18 protein-coding genes and 1 pseudogene are annotated in these 18,677 nt (G+C 66.7%); 13 read left to right on the plus strand and 6 right to left on the minus strand.

The window, feature by feature from the left end; translation table 11 throughout:
- Positions 1-31 precede the first annotated feature (31 nt).
- The gene (locus DD559_RS11080) at positions 32-1,030 is read right to left on the minus strand and encodes an adenosine kinase (RefSeq protein WP_116469221.1); all 999 of its coding nucleotides are present in this window, start codon (positions 1,028-1,030) and stop codon (positions 32-34) included.
- 82 nt (positions 1,031-1,112) lie between these two features.
- On the opposite strand from DD559_RS11080, the gene DD559_RS11085 reads away from it, so the two are divergent.
- Positions 1,113-1,496 carry a hypothetical protein gene (locus tag DD559_RS11085; RefSeq protein ID WP_240610389.1) on the plus strand — a complete coding sequence of 128 codons (384 nt, stop codon included), beginning with the start codon at positions 1,113-1,115 and terminating at the stop codon, positions 1,494-1,496.
- Between the two features lie 51 nt (positions 1,497-1,547).
- On the opposite strand, the pseudogene DD559_RS11090 reads toward DD559_RS11085, so the two are convergent.
- The 3 genes and pseudogenes from DD559_RS11090 to DD559_RS11100 all read right to left on the minus strand — a co-directional run bounded on the left by DD559_RS11090 (position 1,548) and on the right by DD559_RS11100 (position 4,229).
- A pseudogene (locus tag DD559_RS11090) lies at positions 1,548-2,522 on the minus strand (quinone oxidoreductase family protein).
- A 138-nt stretch (positions 2,523-2,660) separates the two neighbouring features.
- Positions 2,661-3,929 (minus strand): calcium-binding protein, encoded by a 1,269-nt coding sequence (locus DD559_RS11095; protein WP_133243814.1) that lies wholly within the window; start codon positions 3,927-3,929, stop codon positions 2,661-2,663.
- 87 nt (positions 3,930-4,016) lie between these two features.
- A complete protein-coding gene (locus DD559_RS11100; protein WP_116469224.1) occupies positions 4,017-4,229 on the minus strand; it encodes a hypothetical protein in 213 nt (70 codons plus the stop codon).
- Positions 4,230-4,305: 76 nt separating this feature from the next.
- Between DD559_RS11100 and DD559_RS11105 the strand changes: the two genes are divergently transcribed.
- Both DD559_RS11105 and DD559_RS11110 read left to right on the plus strand, forming a co-directional pair.
- The gene (locus tag DD559_RS11105) at positions 4,306-4,554 is read left to right on the plus strand and encodes a hypothetical protein (RefSeq protein ID WP_116469225.1); all 249 of its coding nucleotides are present in this window, start codon (positions 4,306-4,308) and stop codon (positions 4,552-4,554) included.
- A gap of 66 nt (positions 4,555-4,620) precedes the next feature.
- The gene (locus DD559_RS11110) at positions 4,621-6,342 is read left to right on the plus strand and encodes a DEAD/DEAH box helicase (RefSeq protein WP_116469226.1); all 1,722 of its coding nucleotides are present in this window, start codon (positions 4,621-4,623) and stop codon (positions 6,340-6,342) included.
- A 49-nt stretch (positions 6,343-6,391) separates the two neighbouring features.
- Here DD559_RS11110 and DD559_RS11115 read toward each other — a convergent pair whose 3' ends face one another.
- Entirely contained in the window at positions 6,392-7,756 is a 1,365-nt protein-coding gene (locus tag DD559_RS11115; RefSeq protein ID WP_116469227.1) for an NAD-dependent succinate-semialdehyde dehydrogenase, read from the minus strand.
- 147 nt (positions 7,757-7,903) lie between these two features.
- Here DD559_RS11115 and DD559_RS11120 point away from each other — a divergent pair, with 147 nt between their 5' ends.
- The 9 genes from DD559_RS11120 to DD559_RS11160 all read left to right on the plus strand — a co-directional run bounded on the left by DD559_RS11120 (position 7,904) and on the right by DD559_RS11160 (position 15,957).
- A complete protein-coding gene (locus DD559_RS11120; protein ID WP_116470862.1) occupies positions 7,904-9,946 on the plus strand; it encodes a S9 family peptidase in 2,043 nt (680 codons plus the stop codon).
- A gap of 205 nt (positions 9,947-10,151) precedes the next feature.
- The gene (locus tag DD559_RS11125; protein ID WP_116469228.1) at positions 10,152-10,397 is read left to right on the plus strand and encodes an exodeoxyribonuclease VII small subunit; all 246 of its coding nucleotides are present in this window, start codon (positions 10,152-10,154) and stop codon (positions 10,395-10,397) included.
- Between the two features lie 3 nt (positions 10,398-10,400).
- Positions 10,401-11,309 carry a polyprenyl synthetase family protein gene (locus DD559_RS11130; protein ID WP_116469229.1) on the plus strand — a complete coding sequence of 303 codons (909 nt, stop codon included), beginning with the start codon at positions 10,401-10,403 and terminating at the stop codon, positions 11,307-11,309.
- 19 nt (positions 11,310-11,328) lie between these two features.
- The gene (coaD, locus tag DD559_RS11135) at positions 11,329-11,838 is read left to right on the plus strand and encodes a pantetheine-phosphate adenylyltransferase (protein ID WP_116469230.1); all 510 of its coding nucleotides are present in this window, start codon (positions 11,329-11,331) and stop codon (positions 11,836-11,838) included.
- Positions 11,839-11,920: 82 nt separating this feature from the next.
- Positions 11,921-12,712, plus strand: a complete 792-nt coding sequence (locus DD559_RS11140; RefSeq protein ID WP_240610215.1) for a peptidylprolyl isomerase — start codon at positions 11,921-11,923, stop codon at positions 12,710-12,712.
- A gap of 14 nt (positions 12,713-12,726) precedes the next feature.
- Positions 12,727-13,758: a tRNA preQ1(34) S-adenosylmethionine ribosyltransferase-isomerase QueA gene (gene queA / locus DD559_RS11145; RefSeq protein ID WP_116469232.1), complete on the plus strand. Its 1,032-nt coding sequence runs from the start codon at positions 12,727-12,729 to the stop codon at positions 13,756-13,758.
- Between the two features lie 10 nt (positions 13,759-13,768).
- Complete coding sequence (locus tag DD559_RS11150) at positions 13,769-14,257, plus strand: EF-hand domain-containing protein (protein ID WP_116469233.1); 489 nt, start codon at positions 13,769-13,771, stop codon at positions 14,255-14,257.
- Between the two features lie 64 nt (positions 14,258-14,321).
- Positions 14,322-15,299 (plus strand): cation diffusion facilitator family transporter, encoded by a 978-nt coding sequence (locus tag DD559_RS11155; RefSeq protein ID WP_116469234.1) that lies wholly within the window; start codon positions 14,322-14,324, stop codon positions 15,297-15,299.
- Positions 15,292-15,957, plus strand: a complete 666-nt coding sequence (locus DD559_RS11160) for an HAD hydrolase-like protein (RefSeq protein ID WP_240610216.1) — start codon at positions 15,292-15,294, stop codon at positions 15,955-15,957. The genes DD559_RS11155 and DD559_RS11160 overlap by 8 nt, the downstream gene beginning before the upstream one ends.
- Before the next feature lie 95 nt (positions 15,958-16,052).
- On the opposite strand, the gene scpC is transcribed toward DD559_RS11160, so the two are convergent.
- On the minus strand, positions 16,053-17,561 hold the full coding sequence (gene scpC, locus DD559_RS11165; protein ID WP_116469236.1) for a succinyl-CoA:acetate CoA-transferase ScpC: 1,509 nt from the start codon (positions 17,559-17,561) through the stop codon (positions 16,053-16,055).
- A gap of 214 nt (positions 17,562-17,775) precedes the next feature.
- Here scpC and DD559_RS11170 point away from each other — a divergent pair, with 214 nt between their 5' ends.
- Positions 17,776-18,672 (plus strand): iron-containing redox enzyme family protein, encoded by an 897-nt coding sequence (locus tag DD559_RS11170; protein WP_116469237.1) that lies wholly within the window; start codon positions 17,776-17,778, stop codon positions 18,670-18,672.
- Positions 18,673-18,677 lie beyond the last annotated feature (5 nt).

Consider the following 18,677-nt stretch of genomic DNA (forward strand, 5'->3'; position numbering starts at 1 on the left):
CGGCCCTTCTTCTTTGGGTCGCTTTGGCTGATCAGCCGATCTTGGCGGCAGCGAGCGCCTTCAGGTCCTTCTCGGCGCGCGCGCCGTAATGCTGGATGATCTCCGCCGCGCAGATCGCGCCGAGCTGGAGCGATTCCTTCAGCCCCTTGCCCTGCGCCTGGCCGTGCAGGAAGCCGGCGGCGAACATGTCGCCCGCGCCGGTGGTGTCGACCAGCGCGCTGATCGGTTCGGCGGGAACTTCGATCCGCTCGTCGCCCTGGAGCGCCATCGCCCCCTTCTCGCTGCGGGTGACGACGAGTAGCGGCACCTTGCCATGGATGTGCTGCACCGCCGCTTCGAAATCCTCATGCGCGCACAAGGCGAGCAGCTCGGCCTCGTTGGCGAACAGGATGTCGATCAGCCCGTCCTCGATCAGCTTGCGGAAATCGTCGCCGTGGCGCGAGATGCAGAACACGTCGGACAAAGTGAAAGCGACCTTGCGGCCGGCGGCACGGGCGATGTCGATCGCCTTGCGCATCGCCGCGCGCGGCTCTTCCGGATCCCACAGATAGCCCTCGAGATAGAGGATCGCGCCGTTGGCGATCATCGCCTCGTCGAGCGCGGCGGCCGGCAGGAACTGCGAGGCGCCGAGGAAAGTGTTCATCGTCCGCTGGCCGTCCGGCGTCACGAAGATCAGGCAGCGCGCGGTGGTCGGCTGGCCGGGGCGCACGGCGGTGTCGAAATGCACGCCCGCTGCGCGGATGTCGTGCGCGAACACGGTGCCGAGCTGGTCGTCCGCCACCTGGCCGATGAACGCCGCCTTGCCGCCGAGTGCGGCGATGCCCGCCACGGTGTTCGCCGCCGAGCCGCCCGAAATCTCGCGACCCGGGCCCATCTTGGCGTAGAGCGCATCGGCCTCTTCGGGCGAGAACATCAGCTGCATCGAACCCTTGGGCACACCGATCGATTCGATGAAGGCGTCGTCGGCCTGGGCGAGGATGTCGACGATGGCATTGCCGATCGCGACCACGTCAAAGCTGGGGTTGGTCAAGGTTCAGGGCTCCAATGATACTGCGCGCCGCCGTAGAGAGAGGCAGATACAAGTGCAACCAAGGGAAATCCGTTTGAACGCCATGCGCATCGCCAAGCCGTCCGCACCGCTCGTGGCCCTGCTGCTCGCCGCCTGCTCGGGCACGGTGCCGACAGCGCGGCCGGCCGCTCCGCTGCCAGCGCCGGGCCGCGTGCCGGTGCCGGAACAGCCGGCAAACCTCGCGCCGATCCGCGGGTTGAACGCGACCCAGCTGCTCGCCCGCTTCGGCCAGCCCCGGCTGGACGTGACCGAAGGCAAGGGCCGCAAGCTGCAGTTCGTAGGACCGATCTGCGTGCTCGACGCCTATCTCTATCCGCCCGAGCGCGGCAGCGGTGCGGCGACGGTGACCTGGGTAGACGCACGGCAGCGCGACGGCAGCCCGCTCGATCAGGCGAGCTGCGTCGCGGCGCTGGGGAAGCGGAAATAACGCCCCTCCCGCAAGCGGAAGGGGAGCGCACGCTGCGGCGGCTCGGTTTCTTTACGGCAGCAGAATCGTCGACCCGGTCGTCTGCCCGCCTTCGATCGCACGGTGCGCCTCGGCCGCGTCCTGCAGCGCAAACCGCTGGCCGATCTCCGGCTGGATCGCACCGCTTTCCAGCATCGCGAACAGCCGCGCGGCGCCCGCCGCGCGTTCCTCGGGTGTCGCATAATAATCGAACAGCTTCGGCCGGGTGACGAACAGCGAGCCATGCTGGTTGAGCGCGGCGAGCTTCACCCCCTCCACCGATCCGCTGGCATTGCCATAGCTGACGATCAGCCCGCGCCGCGCCGCCGCGCCCAGCGATGCCTCCCAGGTCGCCCTGCCGATCCCGTCGAGCACCACCGGCACGCCCGCGCCGCCGGTGATCTCCTTCACCCGCGCCGCGACATCCTCCTCGCGCGAGCGCAGCACATGGTCGCAGCCGACCGCGCGCGCCTTCTCCACCTTGTCCGCGTGGCCGACCGTACCGATCACCGTCGCGCCGATCGCCTTGAGCCACGCCACCGCGATCTGCCCGACGCCGCCGGCGGCGCTGTGGACCAGCACGGTCATCCCCGGTTGCACCTTGGCCGCGCGCTCGACCATGAACTCGACCGTTCAGCCCTTGAGCAGCACCGCCGCCGCGGTCTCGCTGCTGATCTCGTCGGGCAGTTTGAACAGACTCTCCGCCTTCAGGTTGCGCGCGGTGGCATAGGCTCCAAGCGCCGGGCCAAAGGTTGCGACTCGGTCCCCGACCGAAAAGCCGACTACGCCCTCGCCCACCGCCTCGATCAACCCGGCGCTCTCGCCGCCGATGCCCGAAGGCAACGGCACGGGATAGACGCCGGTGCGGTGATATACGTCGATGAAGTTGAGCCCCACCGCCTCGGTCCGTAGTCGGACCTCGCCAGGGCCGGGCGCAGGCAGATCGACCTCGACCCATTGCAGCACTTCCGGTCCGCCGATCTGCTCGAACCGGGTCATCCGTTCCATCGCCATTTTCGAATCCTTCAATGCACCAGCCCAATGGTCAGGATCAGCGCATCCCTCCAGCAGCACCGGCAGCGACTGGTCAAGCGCATCTCGGATCAGGGTGCGACGACTGATCGACAGACCCGCGATCGGGCCCGATCAGGGCAGGAGTTCGATCAATATCGGGTGATCGGGCACCGGAACATCCACCGCCAGCGCAGCATTGCGGTGCCCGATCGCGGCCGTCCCGGCCAGCGGATCGAAAATGTCGACGGCAAGCGGCCGCGAGAAGCGCACCGTGACCGAAACCGGCGCTGCGTTCAGCGCCCCGCCATAGGACCAGAAATCGACGTCGTTCCAAAGGGCGAGGATCAGACCACCGCTTGCCTTGCGCAACAACAGGCTGCGCACCGTTGGCGCCCCGCTGATCAGGTCGCGGGAGATCGCGGCGGATCCCGCCCGGTTCCTAGCCTGGTTCAGGAGGAAGACGAGGTTCCGGATCGCGGTGGCGGCGGGTTTGGGGCTGTGGTCGAAGCGGAACACGCCGAAGCGCATCTCCGGCTTGCTATTGTTGGGGTCCGGCTTCTCGTCGAGCAGTTCATACACATAGGTGCGTGCGACGCCGGCCCGTGCGCCGCAGAAATAGGCGGCGATCACGCTCTTTGCCTGCGTCGCCTCGTCGATACCGAGCATGGTGTAGCCGTGCCACCAGGACTTGTTCGAGGGCCAGCCCGCCGGCAGCGTGAAATTGCCGATCTCGGTAATCACGCGCGGCACCGGCGCAGGCTGCACATAGTTCTCTTCGAATCCATGATCGATGGCGCCGCACGGCTGGCGGCCATTATGCGGATAGGGATGCGCATTGGCGAAATCCGCACGCCTGGCGATTCTGGCGACGGGTGGTGCACCGGTCATGTCGTAAACGGGAATGCTCTTCAGCACAGGATCGGCGCGCAGCGCGGCATAGACCGCCTGCATCGCCGTGTGCGCGGCCGCCGGGCCTGTCTGGCCACCATAGGTAACCGGCCAGTTCTGGATCTCGTTGAATCCTTCGACTGCTTCCAGCGATCCCGGACTGGTCCTGACCAGATCATGCAGAAACGTCCGATAGAAGCCGTTTTCTATGTCCTGCCAGCGCAGGATCATATCAAAGCGAGTGCCCTGTCGCGCCAGCACCGCGAAATCGTCTAGCCGCACCGTGCCCCAGCTTACAGGCATCCCCTGGCGCACCTGAACGAGCCCCAGATAGCGCAAGTCGGCGGCGACCTGCGCGGCATCGGCATAGGCGCCGTCCTTGTAGTTGATATGGACGTTGATCCCCAGCGAATCGACAAACGCGGTCAAAGGAATGGTCCGCACCGTCTGCGCGCGGGCTGTTTCGATACCGCAGGCGGCCAGCACGGCGATCATCATAAGCGCACGGAACAAGCTCACGCCCTCCTGCAACCGAAAGCACGGTTGGTCGCGTATAGCACGAAACGCGACGCAGCGCAGCAGAAGCGCGCCTTGGGCCTGTCAGTGAATCGTGCCGAGCGCGCGGGGAACGGAAAGCAGCATCACCAGCCGCTCGATCTGGCGCCAGCGGCAGAAATGGACGTAATTGCCAAGGTCGCGACTCGCCTCGGCGCGGGCTGCGGCCTCGCAACCGGCGGCTTCGCCGAACCGCCGCATCAGGTCTGCCGCATCCGTCACTTCGTCGCGGTGAACGAGATAAGGATAGACGTCCATTCCAACTCCGTACACGACGACCGCCGGGCCCGCTCTTGGCGTTCCCTACGCCGATTTTCCTCCGCTTCGGTGGACGATGCTGGTGAACGCGTGCGAAACCATGCGTCGGGCTGGCGTCGCGGCGCAATGCGTGGCAAAGGGGGCTATGCAATCAACGCCATCGCGTTCGCCGGTAGCCGGCGGCTTCCTGCTGACGACGAGCATTCTCGTCGGCGCGGTCGCCGGCGCGGTGCGGGGTCAGGCGACGGCGGGATTGCTGGTCGGTTTGGCGGTCGGGCTCACGCTCGCGATTGCCATCTGGCTGATCGATCGCGCGCGAGGATAGAGGGGCGCGCCTGCTTGTTGTTCGGGCTAGCGGTACGCCGCGCGCAGCCCCATTTTTAGGGTTTTCATGTCGATTTCCAATATTCCGCAGCGCCTTGCCGAGGCGCTCGAACAGCGTGGCTATTCCGCGCTGACTCCCGTTCAGTCCGCCGTCCTCGAAGACGAGGCGGCTGGTCGTGACCTGATCGTCTCTGCGCAGACGGGCTCCGGCAAGACGGTGGCCTTCGGCCTTGCCATGGCACCGGAACTGCTTGCCGGCGAAGACATGTTGCCGCCGCCGGCAACCCCGCTGGCACTGATCATCGCGCCGACGCGGGAACTGGCACTGCAGGTGAGCCGCGAGTTGATCTGGCTCTATTCCCCCGCCGGCGCCCGCATCGCGACCTGCGTCGGCGGCATGGATGCATCGAAGGAACGCCGCACGCTCAATCACGGCGCGCATATCGTCGTCGGCACGCCCGGGCGCCTGCGCGATCACCTCGAACGCGGCGCGCTGGACCTGTCCGCGCTGCGCGTCGCAGTGCTCGACGAAGCCGACGAGATGCTGGACATGGGCTTCCGCGAGGAACTGGAAGCGATTCTCGATGCGACGCCGGAAGGCCGCCGCACCCTCCTCTTCTCGGCAACCATGCCCCGCCCGATCGTAGCGCTGGCCAAGCGTTACCAGCGCGATGCATTCCAGATCACGACCAAGAGCGACGATCGCGGCCATGGCGACATCACCTATCAGGCCGTCACCGTCGCGCCCGCCGATATCGAGCACGTCGTCATCAACCTGCTGCGCCTGCATGATGCCGAAACCGCGATCCTGTTCTGCGCGACGCGGGACAATGTCCGCCATCTCCACGCCAGCCTGATCGAACGCGGTTTCGCGGCCGTGGCCCTCTCTGGCGAACATTCGCAGTCGGAACGCAACCATGCCCTCCAGGCGCTGCGCGATCAGCGCGCGCGGGTGTGCGTGGCGACCGACGTGGCGGCGCGCGGTATCGATCTGCCGACGCTCACGCTCGTCGTCCATGTCGAACTGCCCCGCGATGCCGAAACGCTCCAGCACCGTTCCGGCCGCACCGGCCGCGCCGGCAAGAAGGGCACGGCCGTGCTGATCGTTCCCTATCCTCGCCGCCGCCGGGTGGAGCAGATGCTGCGCGGCGCGCGCATCCCCGCCGAGTGGATCGAGGCCCCGACTGCCGACGACGTGCGCGCAGCCGATCGCGCCCGGCTGATCGAAACGCTGCTGCAGCCGATCGAAACCGACGAGGAAGACCAGGCACTGGCCGAGCGCCTGCTCGCCGTGAAGACACCGGCGGAAATCGCCGCCGCGCTGGTCCGCGCGCACCGCGCCGCGCTGCCTGCACCGGAGGAACTGATCGAAGCGACACCGGAGGCGCGCCGCGCCGCGCAGCAGGAGCGGCACCGGCCCGGTTTCGACGAAACGGTGTGGTTCCGCATGGATATCGGCCGGCGCCAGAATGCCGATCCGCGCTGGCTGCTGCCACTGATCTGCCGCCGCGGGCACATCACCCGCAACGAAGTCGGTGCGATCCGGATCTCGGCGAACGAAACCCACTTCCAGATTCCGAACCAGCTGGCGGGCAAGTTCGCCGCCGCCGTCGACAAGTTCGCGCGCACGGCGGGCGATGACGACGACGGCATCCGCATCGAGCGCGCCACCGACGCGCCGCAGCCTTCGGCCCGTGCCGATGGCCCGGCGCGGCGCGGTCCGCCCCAGCGGGGCGGCCCCAACAGCGGCCGTCCGCCGATGCGCAAGGGCCCGCCGCGCGGCCGCTGAGGATCGGCCGGGGAAGGCCTGGGCGCCTTCCCCGCACCTCGCCGAGCGATCAGTTCGCGAACATCACCGCCTTCAAATTCATGAACTCGTGCAGGCCCCAGGGCCCGAGTTCGCGGCCATGGCCGGAAAGCTTGATCCCGCCGAACGGTGCCGCCGGTACCGAGGCGAGCAGCGTGTTCACCGCCGTCATCCCGGCTTCGATGTCGCGGGCGAAGCGCTCGATCTCCGCTTCGTCCTGCGTCCACACCGACGAGCCGAGGCCGTAGGGCACGTCGTTGGCCAGCGCGATCGCTGCGTCGATATCGGCCACCTTGTAGACCGCCGCGACGGGACCGAATATCTCCTCCTTGGCGACATCGCTCTCCGGGTCGAGGTCCGCCAGCACGCCCGGCGTCATCCAGGCGCCCTCTCGCTCGATCTTCGTACCGCCGGTCAGCAGCTTCGCCCCCGCCGCCTGTGCCTTGGCAACCTGTGCCAGCACGGTATCGCGCTGCTGCATGCTGGAAAGCGGCCCCATCACGGTCGCCTCCTCCATCGGATCGCCGATCGCCACCGCCTCCATGCCGGCCACGAACTTCTCCAGGAACGCGTCGTAGACGTCGGCATGGACGATCATCCGCTTCGAACAGATGCAGCTCTGCCCGGCATTCTGCACGCGAGCGGTAACTGCCGTCTTCACCGCCGCGTCGAGATCGGCCGAAGGCATGACGATGAAGGGATCGGAGCCCCCCAGTTCCAGCACCACTTTCTTCAGCGCCCGGCCGGCAGCCTCGGCGACCTTCGCCCCCGCCCCCTCGGAGCCGGTGAGCGTTACCGCCACCACCCGCTTGTCGGCAATGATCGCGTCGACCTTGTCCGATTTGATCGCGAGGTTCTGGAAAAGCCCCTCGGGAGCGCCTGCCGCGCGTGCCATCTCCTCCATCGCCGCCGCGCAGCCCTGCACGGACGAAGCATGTTTGAGCAGCGCGACATTACCCGCGAGGATCGTCGGCGCGAGGAAGCGTACCGCCTGCCAATAGGGGAAGTTCCACGGCATCACCGCCAACACCGGCCCCAGCGGCAGCCAGCGCGCAACGGCATGGCCGGTCGGGGTCTGCACCATGGTCGGCGCCAGATAGGCGGGGCCGTGCTCGGCATAATGGCGGAAGCCGGAAATGCACTTTTCCACTTCCGCGATCGCCGACGTGATCGTCTTGCCCATCTCGCGCACCGCCCGTTCCGCGAGGTGCTGCTTGTTGGCTTCCCAGGCATCGGCGATCTTGGTCAACAGCGCGGTTCGGGTCTCGATCGAAGTTTCGCGCCAGGCCTTGTACCCGGCCGCCGCGCGCGCCAGCGCCGCCTCGATCCCGGCATCGTCGAGTTCCGCGATGCGATCCACGGTTTCGCCGGTCGCCGGGTTGATGAGTTCGAACATCCGCAAGTCTCCTTCGCGCTTCCCAACGCGGACCTAGGCGCAGGGTGCCAAGGGCGGCAATCATACTGCCGTCCATTGCGCGCGGAACGGCTTGCCAAGCGCGTGGCACCCGAACACGATGTCGCATCTGTCCTGCCGGAGACCTTCATGCGCCTCGTCCCCCTTGCCCTCCTCCTCAGCACCGCGATCCCCGCGGCCGCGCTTGCGCAGGACGGGCCCAGCCGCCTGTTCACCGGCAGCGACCTGTTTTCGCTCGAGCAGGCCAGCGATCCGCAGATCAGCCCGGACGGCAGCAAGGTCGCCTATGTCCGCCAGTCGGCCGACATCATGACCGATCGCGGGCGCGCGACGATCTGGCTGGTCGACGTGAAGACCGGCAAGCAGACCCCACTGGTCGCCGGTACCGGTTCGCACCGCCAGCCGCGCTGGTCGCCCGACGGCACCCGCCTTGCCTATGTCTCCTCGGGTGAGGGCGGCGCGCCGCAACTGTTCGTCCGCTGGATCGCCACCGGCGCCACCGCGCGCGTCACCGGTCTGCCGGACAGCCCGCAGGGCATCACCTGGTCGCCAGACGGCACGCAGATCGCCTATACGATGACCGTGCCTGGCGAGGGCATGTCGCTCGGCAGCCAGCCGCCCAAGCCCGAAGGCGCCAAATGGGCCGAGCCGCTGGAGGTGATCGACCGCGTCACCTACCGCGCCGATGGCGGCGGCTATCTGAAGCCGGGGTCGGACCATATCTTCATCGTCTCCGCAGACGGCGGCGCGCCGCGCCAGGTCACCTTCGGCAAGTTCGACGATGCCGGCCCGCTCGCCTGGTCCAACGACGGGCGCACGCTCTTCTTCGGCAGCAATCGCCGCAAGGACTGGGAGCGCGAGCCCAACGATAGCGAGATCTACGCCGTCGACGTCACCTCCGGCACGCTCACCCCGCTGACCAGGCGCTACGGCCCCGATGCCGCGCCGGTGCTCTCCCCCGACGGAACCCGCATCGCCTATCTCGGCTTCGACGACACCCATCGCAGCTTCCAGAACACCCAGCTCTATGTGATGAACCGCGACGGGACCGGCAGCCGATCGCTCACCGCCGCGCTGGACAAGAGCATCGAAAGCGCCGTCTGGGCCAAGGACGGCCGCAGCCTGTTCGTCTCGTACGACGATCACGGCCGCAAGCAGGTCGCCCGCCTCGGCCTCGACGGCAAGGTGAGCACCGTGGCTACCGGCCTTACCGGCGGCGGGCTCGACCGGCCCTATACCGGCGGCGACTTCAGCGTCTCCGCAAGCGGCACCATCGCCTATACCGGCGGCGACGCACTGCATCCGGCCGACATCTATGTGAACGGCCAGCGCCTGACTCGCCTCAACGACAATCTGCTGGCGGCGAAGACACTGGCGCCGGTGACGCCGCTCGCCGTCACCGCGCCCGACGGCCGCAAGATCGACGCCTGGCTGGTCACCCCGCCCGGCGTGAAGCCCGGAACCCGCGTACCGACGATCCTGGAGATCCATGGCGGCCCGCACACCGCCTATGGCCCAAGCTTCTCCACCGACTATCAGCTCTACGCCGCGCACGGCTATGCGGTGCTCTACGCCAACCCGCGCGGCAGCACGTCCTATGGCGAGGAATTCGCCGATCTGATCGACAAGAAATATCCCGGCGACGATTACGGGGACCTGATGTCCGCGGTGGATGCCGCGATCGCGGCGGGGGTTGCCGATCCGGACAATCTGTTCGTCACCGGCGGATCGGGCGGCGGCGTGCTCACCGCCTGGATCGTCGGCAAGAATGATCGCTTCAAGGGCGCGGCGACGCAAAAGCCGGTGATCAACTGGATCAGCGAGGCGCTGACCATGGACGCAACCGGCTTCACCTCGCGCTACTGGTTCGCCAAGCAGCCCTGGGAAGATCCGATGAGCTACTGGAGCCGCTCGCCGTTGAGCCTGGTCGGCAATGTCAAGACGCCGACGCTCGTCGTCGTGGGCAGCGAGGACTATCGCACGCCGGTGAGCGAATCGGAGCAATATTATGCGGCCCTCCAGATTCGCGGCGTGCCGACCGCGCTGGTGAAGGTGCCCGGCGCCAGCCATGGCGGCTTCACCGCCCGGCCCAGCCAGTCCGCCGCGAAGGCGGCGGCGATCCTCGCCTGGTTCGATCGCTACCGCACGGGCGCCAAGCCTGCCGATAAATGACCCGGCGCTCTACCCGTGCCGTCATCCCGTCGAAAGCCGGGATCCAGACGCCTCTCGGTGGCAGCAAAAGCGGCGACGGAGACCCCAATGGATCCCGGCTTCCGCCGGGATGACAACCGAGTAGCACGCTGTTCCTTTCGACTTCGCACAAATACCCGACGGGCCCCGGTTGCCATCGGGCCCCGCCGTGCCGCATAGCGAGCGCATGGCTACCCAAGCAGACATCACGGCGCTGTCCTTCGAAGAGGCGCTGAAGGAACTGGAGAAGATCGTGAGCCGGCTCGAGAGCGGGGAAGCGGCCTTGCAGGAGGCGATCGACCTCTACGAGCGTGGCGATCAGCTGCGCCGGCAATGTGCCGCCCGTCTCGACGCGGCGCAGGCCCGGATCGAGGCGATCCGCACCGATGCCGACGGACGCGCCGGCGGCACCACCCCCTTCGCGGCCGGCTGAGGCGTGGCGAGCGTGACGCATGCTTCGCTCGCGCTCGAATCGGCGCTGCGCCAGGTCGCGGCCGAGATCGACGCCCAGTTCGACCGGCTGCTCGACGTGCCGGACGATCCCCGCGCCGACCTCTACCGCGCGATGCGCCACGCCGCGATCGGCGGCGGCAAGCGGCTGCGCCCGCTGCTGGTGTTCGCCACCGCCCAGCTGTTCGCGGTCGACAAGAGCTGCGCTGCGCGCGTCGCCACCGCGCTCGAATGCATCCATGTCTATTCGCTGATCCATGACGATCTGCCGGCGATGGACGATGACGACATGCGCCGCGGCAAGCCGACGGTGCACAAGGCGTTCGATGAGGCCACCGCCATCCTGGCGGGGGATTGCCTGCACGACCTCGCCTTCGAACTGCTCGCGCACGAAGCGACCCATGCGGACCCGTTCGTCCGCGTCGAACTGATTTCCGAACTCGCCCGTTCCTCGGGTCCTGCCGGCATGGCCGGCGGCCAGATGATGGATCTGGAAGCGGAGAAGGCCAGCTTCGATCTCGCCACCGTCACCCGGCTCCAGGCGCTGAAGACCGGCGCGCTGATCAGTTGCGCGGTGGAGTGCGGCGCGATCCTCGGCCGCGTGCCCCATGAAGGCCGCACCGGCCTGCGCGGCTATGCCCGCGACATCGGTCTCGCCTTCCAGATCGTCGACGACATTCTCGATGCCGAAGGCGACGAGGCGGTAGTCGGCAAGAAGCTCGGCAAGGACGGCGCAGCGGGCAAGGAAACCTTCCTGTCGCTGCTCGGTATCGATCGCGCGCGCGAACAGGCCCGGATGCTGGTCGATCAGGCCATTGCGCACCTCCATGCCTTCGGCGCGGAGGCGGATCTGCTGCGCGACATTGCCCGCTTCACGTTGGAACGCGATCGTTAAGCCCGGGGAGGGCCCCTCTATGCATACCCGTATCGGTGTCTATCCCGGCACGTTCGATCCGATCACGCGCGGCCATATGGACATCATCCGTCGCGGCGCGAAGCTCGTCGACCGGCTGGTCATCGGAGTGACGACCAATCTCTCCAAGTCGCCGCTGTTTACGGTAGAGGAACGGATGGCGATGGTGCGCCGCGAGGTCGAAGAGATCGATGGCGACATCACCGTCGTCAGCTTCGATTCGCTGTTGATGGACTTTGCCGAGCGCGAACGGGCCAGCGTGATCATTCGTGGTCTGCGGGCCGTCGCCGATTTCGAGTATGAATATCAGATGGCCGGCATGAACCAGCAGATCAACGACCGGATCGAAACGGTTTTCCTGATGGCGGACGTTTCGCTCCAGCCGATCGCCAGCCGGCTGGTCAAGGAAATCGCGATGTATGGCGGGCCGATCCATCGCTTCGTCACACCGTCGGTGCAAGCGGATGTCGTTGCGCGGATCGACATGATCGGGCGCAAGGGCAGCCGCTGAAGACGTTGCACCCGCCGGGCTTTGCGGCATCCGGGGATTGGGGTAGAGCCGCGCCTTCACCAGAAAACGAGTGGGAAGTTCGATGCGTTTCCTAGCCACATTGGCCGCCATGGCTGCCACGCTGTTTGCCGTTCCGGCGCTGGCCCAGGGTGGCGGGAAGCCGAAACCCGTGATCGAGCCGTTTCGCGGCGTGAATGCGGACTCCGCCACCCGCCCGTCCGTGGTGGTGCCGGCCGATCCCGAAAACACCTGGGTGCTCGATCTGTCGACCGGCGGCCGCGTGCTGATCCGCCTGCGTCCGGACGTAGCGCCCAAGATGGTCGAGCGGATCAAGACGCTCACGCGTCGTCATTTCTATGACGGCCTTACCTTCCACCGCGTGGTCGACGATCCCTACAACATCGCCCAGGGCGGCGATCCCAAGGGCGACGGCACCGGTGATTCGGATCTGCCGAACGTGCCGGCGGAGTTCAGCTCGCTGCCGCACGTGCGCGGCACCGTTTCGGCCGCCCGTCGCGGCGCACCGGACAATGCCACCGCCGAACAGAAGGCCGAAGCGCAGAACAGCGCGAACAGCCAGTTCTTCATCATGATGCAGCCGAAGCTGGCCTTCGATCACGATTACACGGTGTTCGGGCGCGTCATCTCGGGCATGGAATGGGTCGACAAGATCCAGCGCGGCGAGCCGCCGCAGAACCCGACCGTGATCATCCACGCCTATATCGAATCAGACAATCCGCCCGCCTATCAGCCCCTGGCACCGGCCGTGCCTGCCACCGCCGCGCCGATGCTGCTGCCGGAGGCCCCGGCAAAGCCGCCCGTCAAAAAGCCGGCCCCGGCAGCAGCCAAGAAGCCGGCGCCGAAGAAGAAGTGATCGCGTAGGTTCCAGTGAACGTCGACCTTTTCGATTTCGAACTGCCGACAGACCGGATCGCGCTGCGCCCTGCATCGCCGCGCGACTCCGCCCGCTTGCTGGTGCTGGACGGGGCGGAGACGCGCGACGCGATCATCCGCGATCTGGCACAGCAGCTCCGCCCCGGCGACTGCCTGGTGTTCAACGACACCCGCGTGATACCCGCCCAGCTGGAAGGCACGCGCGGCGAGGCACGGATCGGCGCCACGCTGCACAAGCGCGAGGGCCCCCGCCGCTGGCGCGCGTTCATCCGCAACGCCAAGCGGCTGCGCGACGGTGACGCGATCGACTTCGGTCCGAACGCGGTCGCCATCGCCTCCGACCGCGCCGACGATGGCAGCTTCGCGCTCGATTTCCAGGGCGACGAGCCGGTCGAACTGCTGCTCGAGCGTTGCGGCCGGATGCCGCTGCCGCCCTATATCGCCTCGAAGCGCCCGACCGACGAACGCGATGCCGAGGATTACCAGACGATGTTCGCGGCCGAGCCGGGTGCCGTCGCCGCACCCACCGCCGCGCTGCACTTCACGCCGGAATTGATGGCGTCGCTGGAAGCTGCAGGCATCGGCCACACCACGCTGACCCTGCATGTCGGCGCCGGCACCTTTCTGCCGGTCAAGGCCGAGGACACCGAAGACCATAAGATGCACGCCGAATGGGGCCGCATCACCCCCGAGGTCGCCGATCGCCTCAACGCCGTGCGTGCGGCGGGCAACCGCATCGTCGCGGTGGGCACCACCAGCCTGCGCCTGCTCGAAAGCGCGGCCAATGCGGACCGCGTGATTGAGCCCTTCGAGGGCGACACCGCGATCTTCATCACGCCGGGCTATCGCTTCAAGGGCGTGGACGGGCTGGTCACCAACTTCCATCTACCGCGCTCGACGTTGTTCATGCTGGTCTCCGCGTTGATGGGACTCGATCGGATGCAGGCAGCCTATGCCCATGCCATCGAAACCGGCTATCGCTTCTACAGCTATGGTGATTCCAGCCTGTTATTGCCTGCCCGCTAAAGGGGATTCGATGCGCCTGTTCCTGCTGATCGCCGCCTGCACCGCCGCTCTCCCCGCTGCAGCGCAGCAGGCACCGGCACCCCAGATAGCGCCCGGCACGCCCGCCCCGCAGCCCCAGGCGACGGTGATCGCCGAACCGGTGGCGCTGCTGATCGCCGGTTTCGATGCCGATGGCGATGCGCGGGTCACCCGCGCCGAATTCGATGCAGGGCTCAAGCGCAGCTTCGACAGCGCCGATACCGGGCACATCGGCAGCCTGGGCTATATCGCCTATTCGGATTGGTCGCTGCGCTGGATGGGCGATCGCAACACGCTTCCCAGCCCGTTCGAACTCGATCGCGACGGCGACAACAAGGTGAGTTGGGCGGAGTTCCAGGATCGTTTCGCCGATATCTTCGCCCGGTTCGACAAGAACAGGGATGGCGTGATCGAACGCAGCGAACTGGTGACGATCCGGCCGCCCGCCTTCAATCCGATGGGCAAACGCGGCCGCCGCTGAACGCCAGGGCATTTGGCGCAATGGGCTAGCATCACATCCCGCAGGCCCGCTAGGATTGCCGGGCATGTCCGGGAATCACTCACACGCGCACCACCATGGCCACGATCACGGGCATGGGCATGGGCACAGCCATGGCCATCATCACGGCCACAGCCATGCACCGGCCGATTTCGGTCGCGCCTTCGCGATCGGCATGGCGCTCAACATCGGCTTCGTGCTGATCGAAGGCGGCGCCGGCATCTGGACCGGATCGATGGCCCTGCTGGCGGATGCCGGGCACAATCTTTCCGACGTGCTCGGCCTGCTGATCGCATGGGTCGGCGCCGAATTGGGCAAGCGTCCCGCCACCCCGCGCTTCACCTATGGCCTGGGCGCCTCGTCGATCCTGGCGGCGCTTGCCAATGCGCTGCTGCTGCTGGTCGCGGTCGGCGCGATCCTGCTGGAAGCGATCCAGCGCCTTACCGATCCGCCCGTCGTCGCGCCGATCCCGGTGATGCTGGTGGCCGGCGCCGGCATCGTTGTCAATCTCGGCACCGCGCTGCTCTTCGCCCGCGGGCGCGACCAAGATATCAACATTCGCGGCGCCTATCTGCACATGGCCGCCGATGCCGCCGTGTCGGCAGCGGTCGTGATCGCCGGCGCGCTGATCTGGTGGACCGGGGCGGGATGGATTGATCCGGTCATGAGCCTGGTGGTGGTCGCCGTCATTCTGCTCGGGACCTGGAGCCTGTTGCGCGAGTCCCTGACGATGGCGCTGCAGGCGGTGCCTGACCGCATCGACCTGGCCGCCGTGGAGCAGACGCTGCTCGCCCAGCCCGGTGTCGACCGCGTCCACGATCTCCATGTCTGGCCGATGAGCACGACCGAGGCGGCGCTTACCGCCCATCTGGTAATGCCGGACGGTCATCCAGGTGACGCATTCCTGATTCATCTTCAACAGGTACTCGCGCACGATTTCCAGATCGAACACAGCACAGTACAGATTGAGTTAGGCAACGGGGCGGAGTGCCGGATGCATGGAACTGGTAGCGGACATGGCTAAGACGGGCGCCATCGCGACCCGACCCCTGGACCTCGTCGTCTTCGATTTCGACGGCACCCTCTCCGATAGTGGCGACTGGTTCGTCTCGATTGCCAACGATCTTGCCGAACGCTTTCGCTTCCGCAAGATCGCCCCCCACGAAGTCGAACTGCTCCGCCGCAAGAGCTCGCGCGAGGTGATCGAGTTCCTTGGCATCGCCCGCTGGAAGATGCCGTGGATCGCCCGCTATGTCCGCAAGCTGGTGAGCCGCGAGGCCCACCGGATCGAACTGTTCCCCGGCACGCCGAACCTGCTCGAACGGCTGGCGGAAACCGGGGTGAAGCTGGCACTGGTCACCTCCAATTCGGAAGCCAATGCCCGCAAGATTCTGGGGCCGCGCCATGCCGCGCAGATACATTGCTATGCATGCGGCTCCTCGCTGTTCGGCAAGGCGCCGAAATTCCGCCGGGTGCTGCGCAAGATGGGCGTCGAACCGCACGCCGCGCTGGCGATCGGCGACGAGACCCGCGATGTCGATGCCGCGCGCGAAGTGGGGATGCGCGCCGGCTCCGTGCTGTGGGGCTATGCCGCGGAGGATCTGCTGAAGGGCATGACCCCCGATGCGCTGTTCCGTACGCCGGAGGACATTCTGTCCTATGTCCGCCACCACCGCGACTGAAGCACAGGCTTCTCGCCTTCCCCCAAAAGGCGAAAGCGCGCCCGCACAGTAAAACCGCCGTCTGGCGCAAACTGCCGGCGCGGAACGAGGCCGGACTAGCCGCGCATTGTCCCGGTCTCGATGAACCGCTGATGCCAGGCAAGGGCCTCCCCGGGCAGCATCGGCGTCTGCTTGCCGTAGCTGCCCGCCAGCGCCCGTTCGAAATACGCGCGCAGCATCGGGCGGAAATCGGGGTGGGCGCAATTTTCGATCACAAGTTCCGCGCGCTTGCGCGGTGCCAGGCCACGCAGATCGGCCAATCCCTGCTCGGTCACCACTACCTGCACGTCCTGCGCGATGTGATCGACATGGGAGACATGGGGCACGATCGCGGAGATCGCCCCGCCCTTCGCCGTCGAGGGCGACATGAAGATCGAGATATAGGCGTTACGCGCGAAATCACCCGATCCGCCGATCCCGTTCTGGATGCGCGAACCCATGACGTGGGTGGAATTGACGTTGCCGTAGATATCCGCCTCGATCATCCCGTTCATTGCCAGGCAGCCGAGCCGGCGCACCACTTCTGGGTGGTTGCTGATTTCCTGCGAGCGCAACAGGATGCGATCACGGAACCGATCGAGATCGGCGTTCAGCCGCTCGGCAGCGACGGGGCTCAACGAGAAGGCGGTGCAGCTTGCCATCCGCAGCTTCCCGTTGGCGAGCAGGTCCAGCATCCCATCCTGCAGCACTTCGGTATAGGCGGTCAGGTTCTCGAACGGCGCGGTCATCAGCCCGGCGAGCACCGCATTGGCGATGTTGCCTACCCCCGATTGCAACGGCAACAGCGACGGTGGCAGCCGGCCCTTGCCGACTTCGTGGCGGAAAAACTCGATCAGATGGCCGGCAATGGCGCGGGCGCTCGCATCGGGGGCCGCGAAGGGGAGGTTGCGATCGGGCGCATTGGTCTCGACGACGGCGATCACCTTGTGCGGATCGCAGCGCAGCGTCGGCTGTCCGATGCGCTGGTCGGGTGCGGTGAGCGGAATCGGCACGCGGTTGGGCGGCAGCGCGGTGCCGTAATAGATGTCGTGCATCCCCTCCAGCGCCGGATTCTGCCAGGAATTGACCTCCAGGATCACCCGCTTGGCGCAATCGAGCCAGGTCTTGTTGTTGCCGACCGAGGTCGACGGGATCAGCGATCCGTCCTCGCGGACGCCGGCAACCTCGATCACCGCCACGTCGAGCTGGCCGAGAAAGCCTTCCCAGGCAAGCGGCGCGACCTGGCTGAGATGGAGATCGACATAATCCATCTCGCCGGCGTTGATCTTCTCGCGGGCGATCGGATCGGAATTATAGGGCAGCCGCGCCGAGATGCCGTCGACACGGGCGAGTGCCCCATCCAGTTCCGGGCCGGTGGAGGCGCCGGTCCAGACCTTCAGTCGCATCGGCTTGCCGGCGGCATGCTCCGCCTCGATCTGCGCGGCGAGCGCGATCGGCACCGCCTTGGGATAGCCGGAACCGGTGAAGCCGCTCATCCCCACCGCCATGCCATCGGCGATGAATGAAGCGGCGTGCTCCGCCGTGGTGATATTGGCGGCAAGTCCGGGGTGCGCGATACGGGACATGGAACCTCTTATGGGTGCGACGCAGGCGGCGATGCAGCCCTATCGACCGGGATGCAATTGTTGCAATTACCTACTTGGGTTCCCTGGGTGCACCCTGCGCACGCGACACTTCCAGGGCCGACGAAATCCACCAAGTCTTTGATGTATAACGATGTTGGATTGGAACCCTGCCGTACCGCCAACGGTTGAGCCCGCCAGGCAGGAGAATTTCCCCATGGCAACCGTCGTGCGCGATTTCGCGCCAACTATGCGCTCGCAATTTCATACCGACAGCTTTCAGCGCGGCCTCGCGCACTGGAACCGCGAACGGCTCGAACCCGGCTTTCCTTCCGCCGACTGGCAGCGGCGGCTGGAGCGCGATGTGCGGATGCACCGTCTGGAAGGCGCCTTCCTCGAAGAACTGCGCGCCGATGTGGCCACCGAAGCTGCCGCGGCCCCTACCGATGTCGACGGCTTCATCGCATGGTTCGAAGCGCTGCAGGCGACAGGACCGGGCCAGGGCGATCCGCTGTTCCCATGGCTGGCGCAATCGGCGGAACGGGACCAGCTTCGATGGTTTTTCGAGCAGGAAGCTGCCGGCGAGGCCGGGTTCGACGATCTGGTCGCGATGACGCAGGTCAAGCTGCCGACCCGCCCCAAGCTGGAACTGGCGCGCAATTACTGGGACGAAATGGGCCATGGCACCGAAAAGGGCATGCATGGCCCGATGCTCGATGCGCTGGTGGATACACTGGCGGTGCAGCCGGTGATCGAGAACACCGTCTGGGAAAGCCTGGCGCTGGCCAATGCGATGACGGCGATGGCCACCAACCGCCGCTACGCCTGGCACTCGGTCGGCGCGCTCGGTGTGATTGAGCTTACCGCACCCGGCCGATCGGCGCTGGTGGCGGAAGGATTGAAGCGCGTGGGGCTGAGCCCGAAGGAAGCGCGCTATTTCACGCTTCATGCCGTGCTGGACATCAAGCATAGCGAGGATTGGAACCGCGAGGCGATCCGCCCCGCGGTGGCGGAAGATCCCCGCCGCGCGACGGCCATGGCCGAAGGCGCGCTGATCCGGCTGCGTTGCGGCGCGCGTTGTTTCGATGCGTATCGGGCGCGGCTCTGGAACTGATGTAG

Origin of the sequence: Sphingomonas pokkalii (genome assembly GCF_003096275.1) — a bacterium.
Lineage (GTDB): Bacteria > Pseudomonadota > Alphaproteobacteria > Sphingomonadales > Sphingomonadaceae > Sphingomonas > Sphingomonas pokkalii.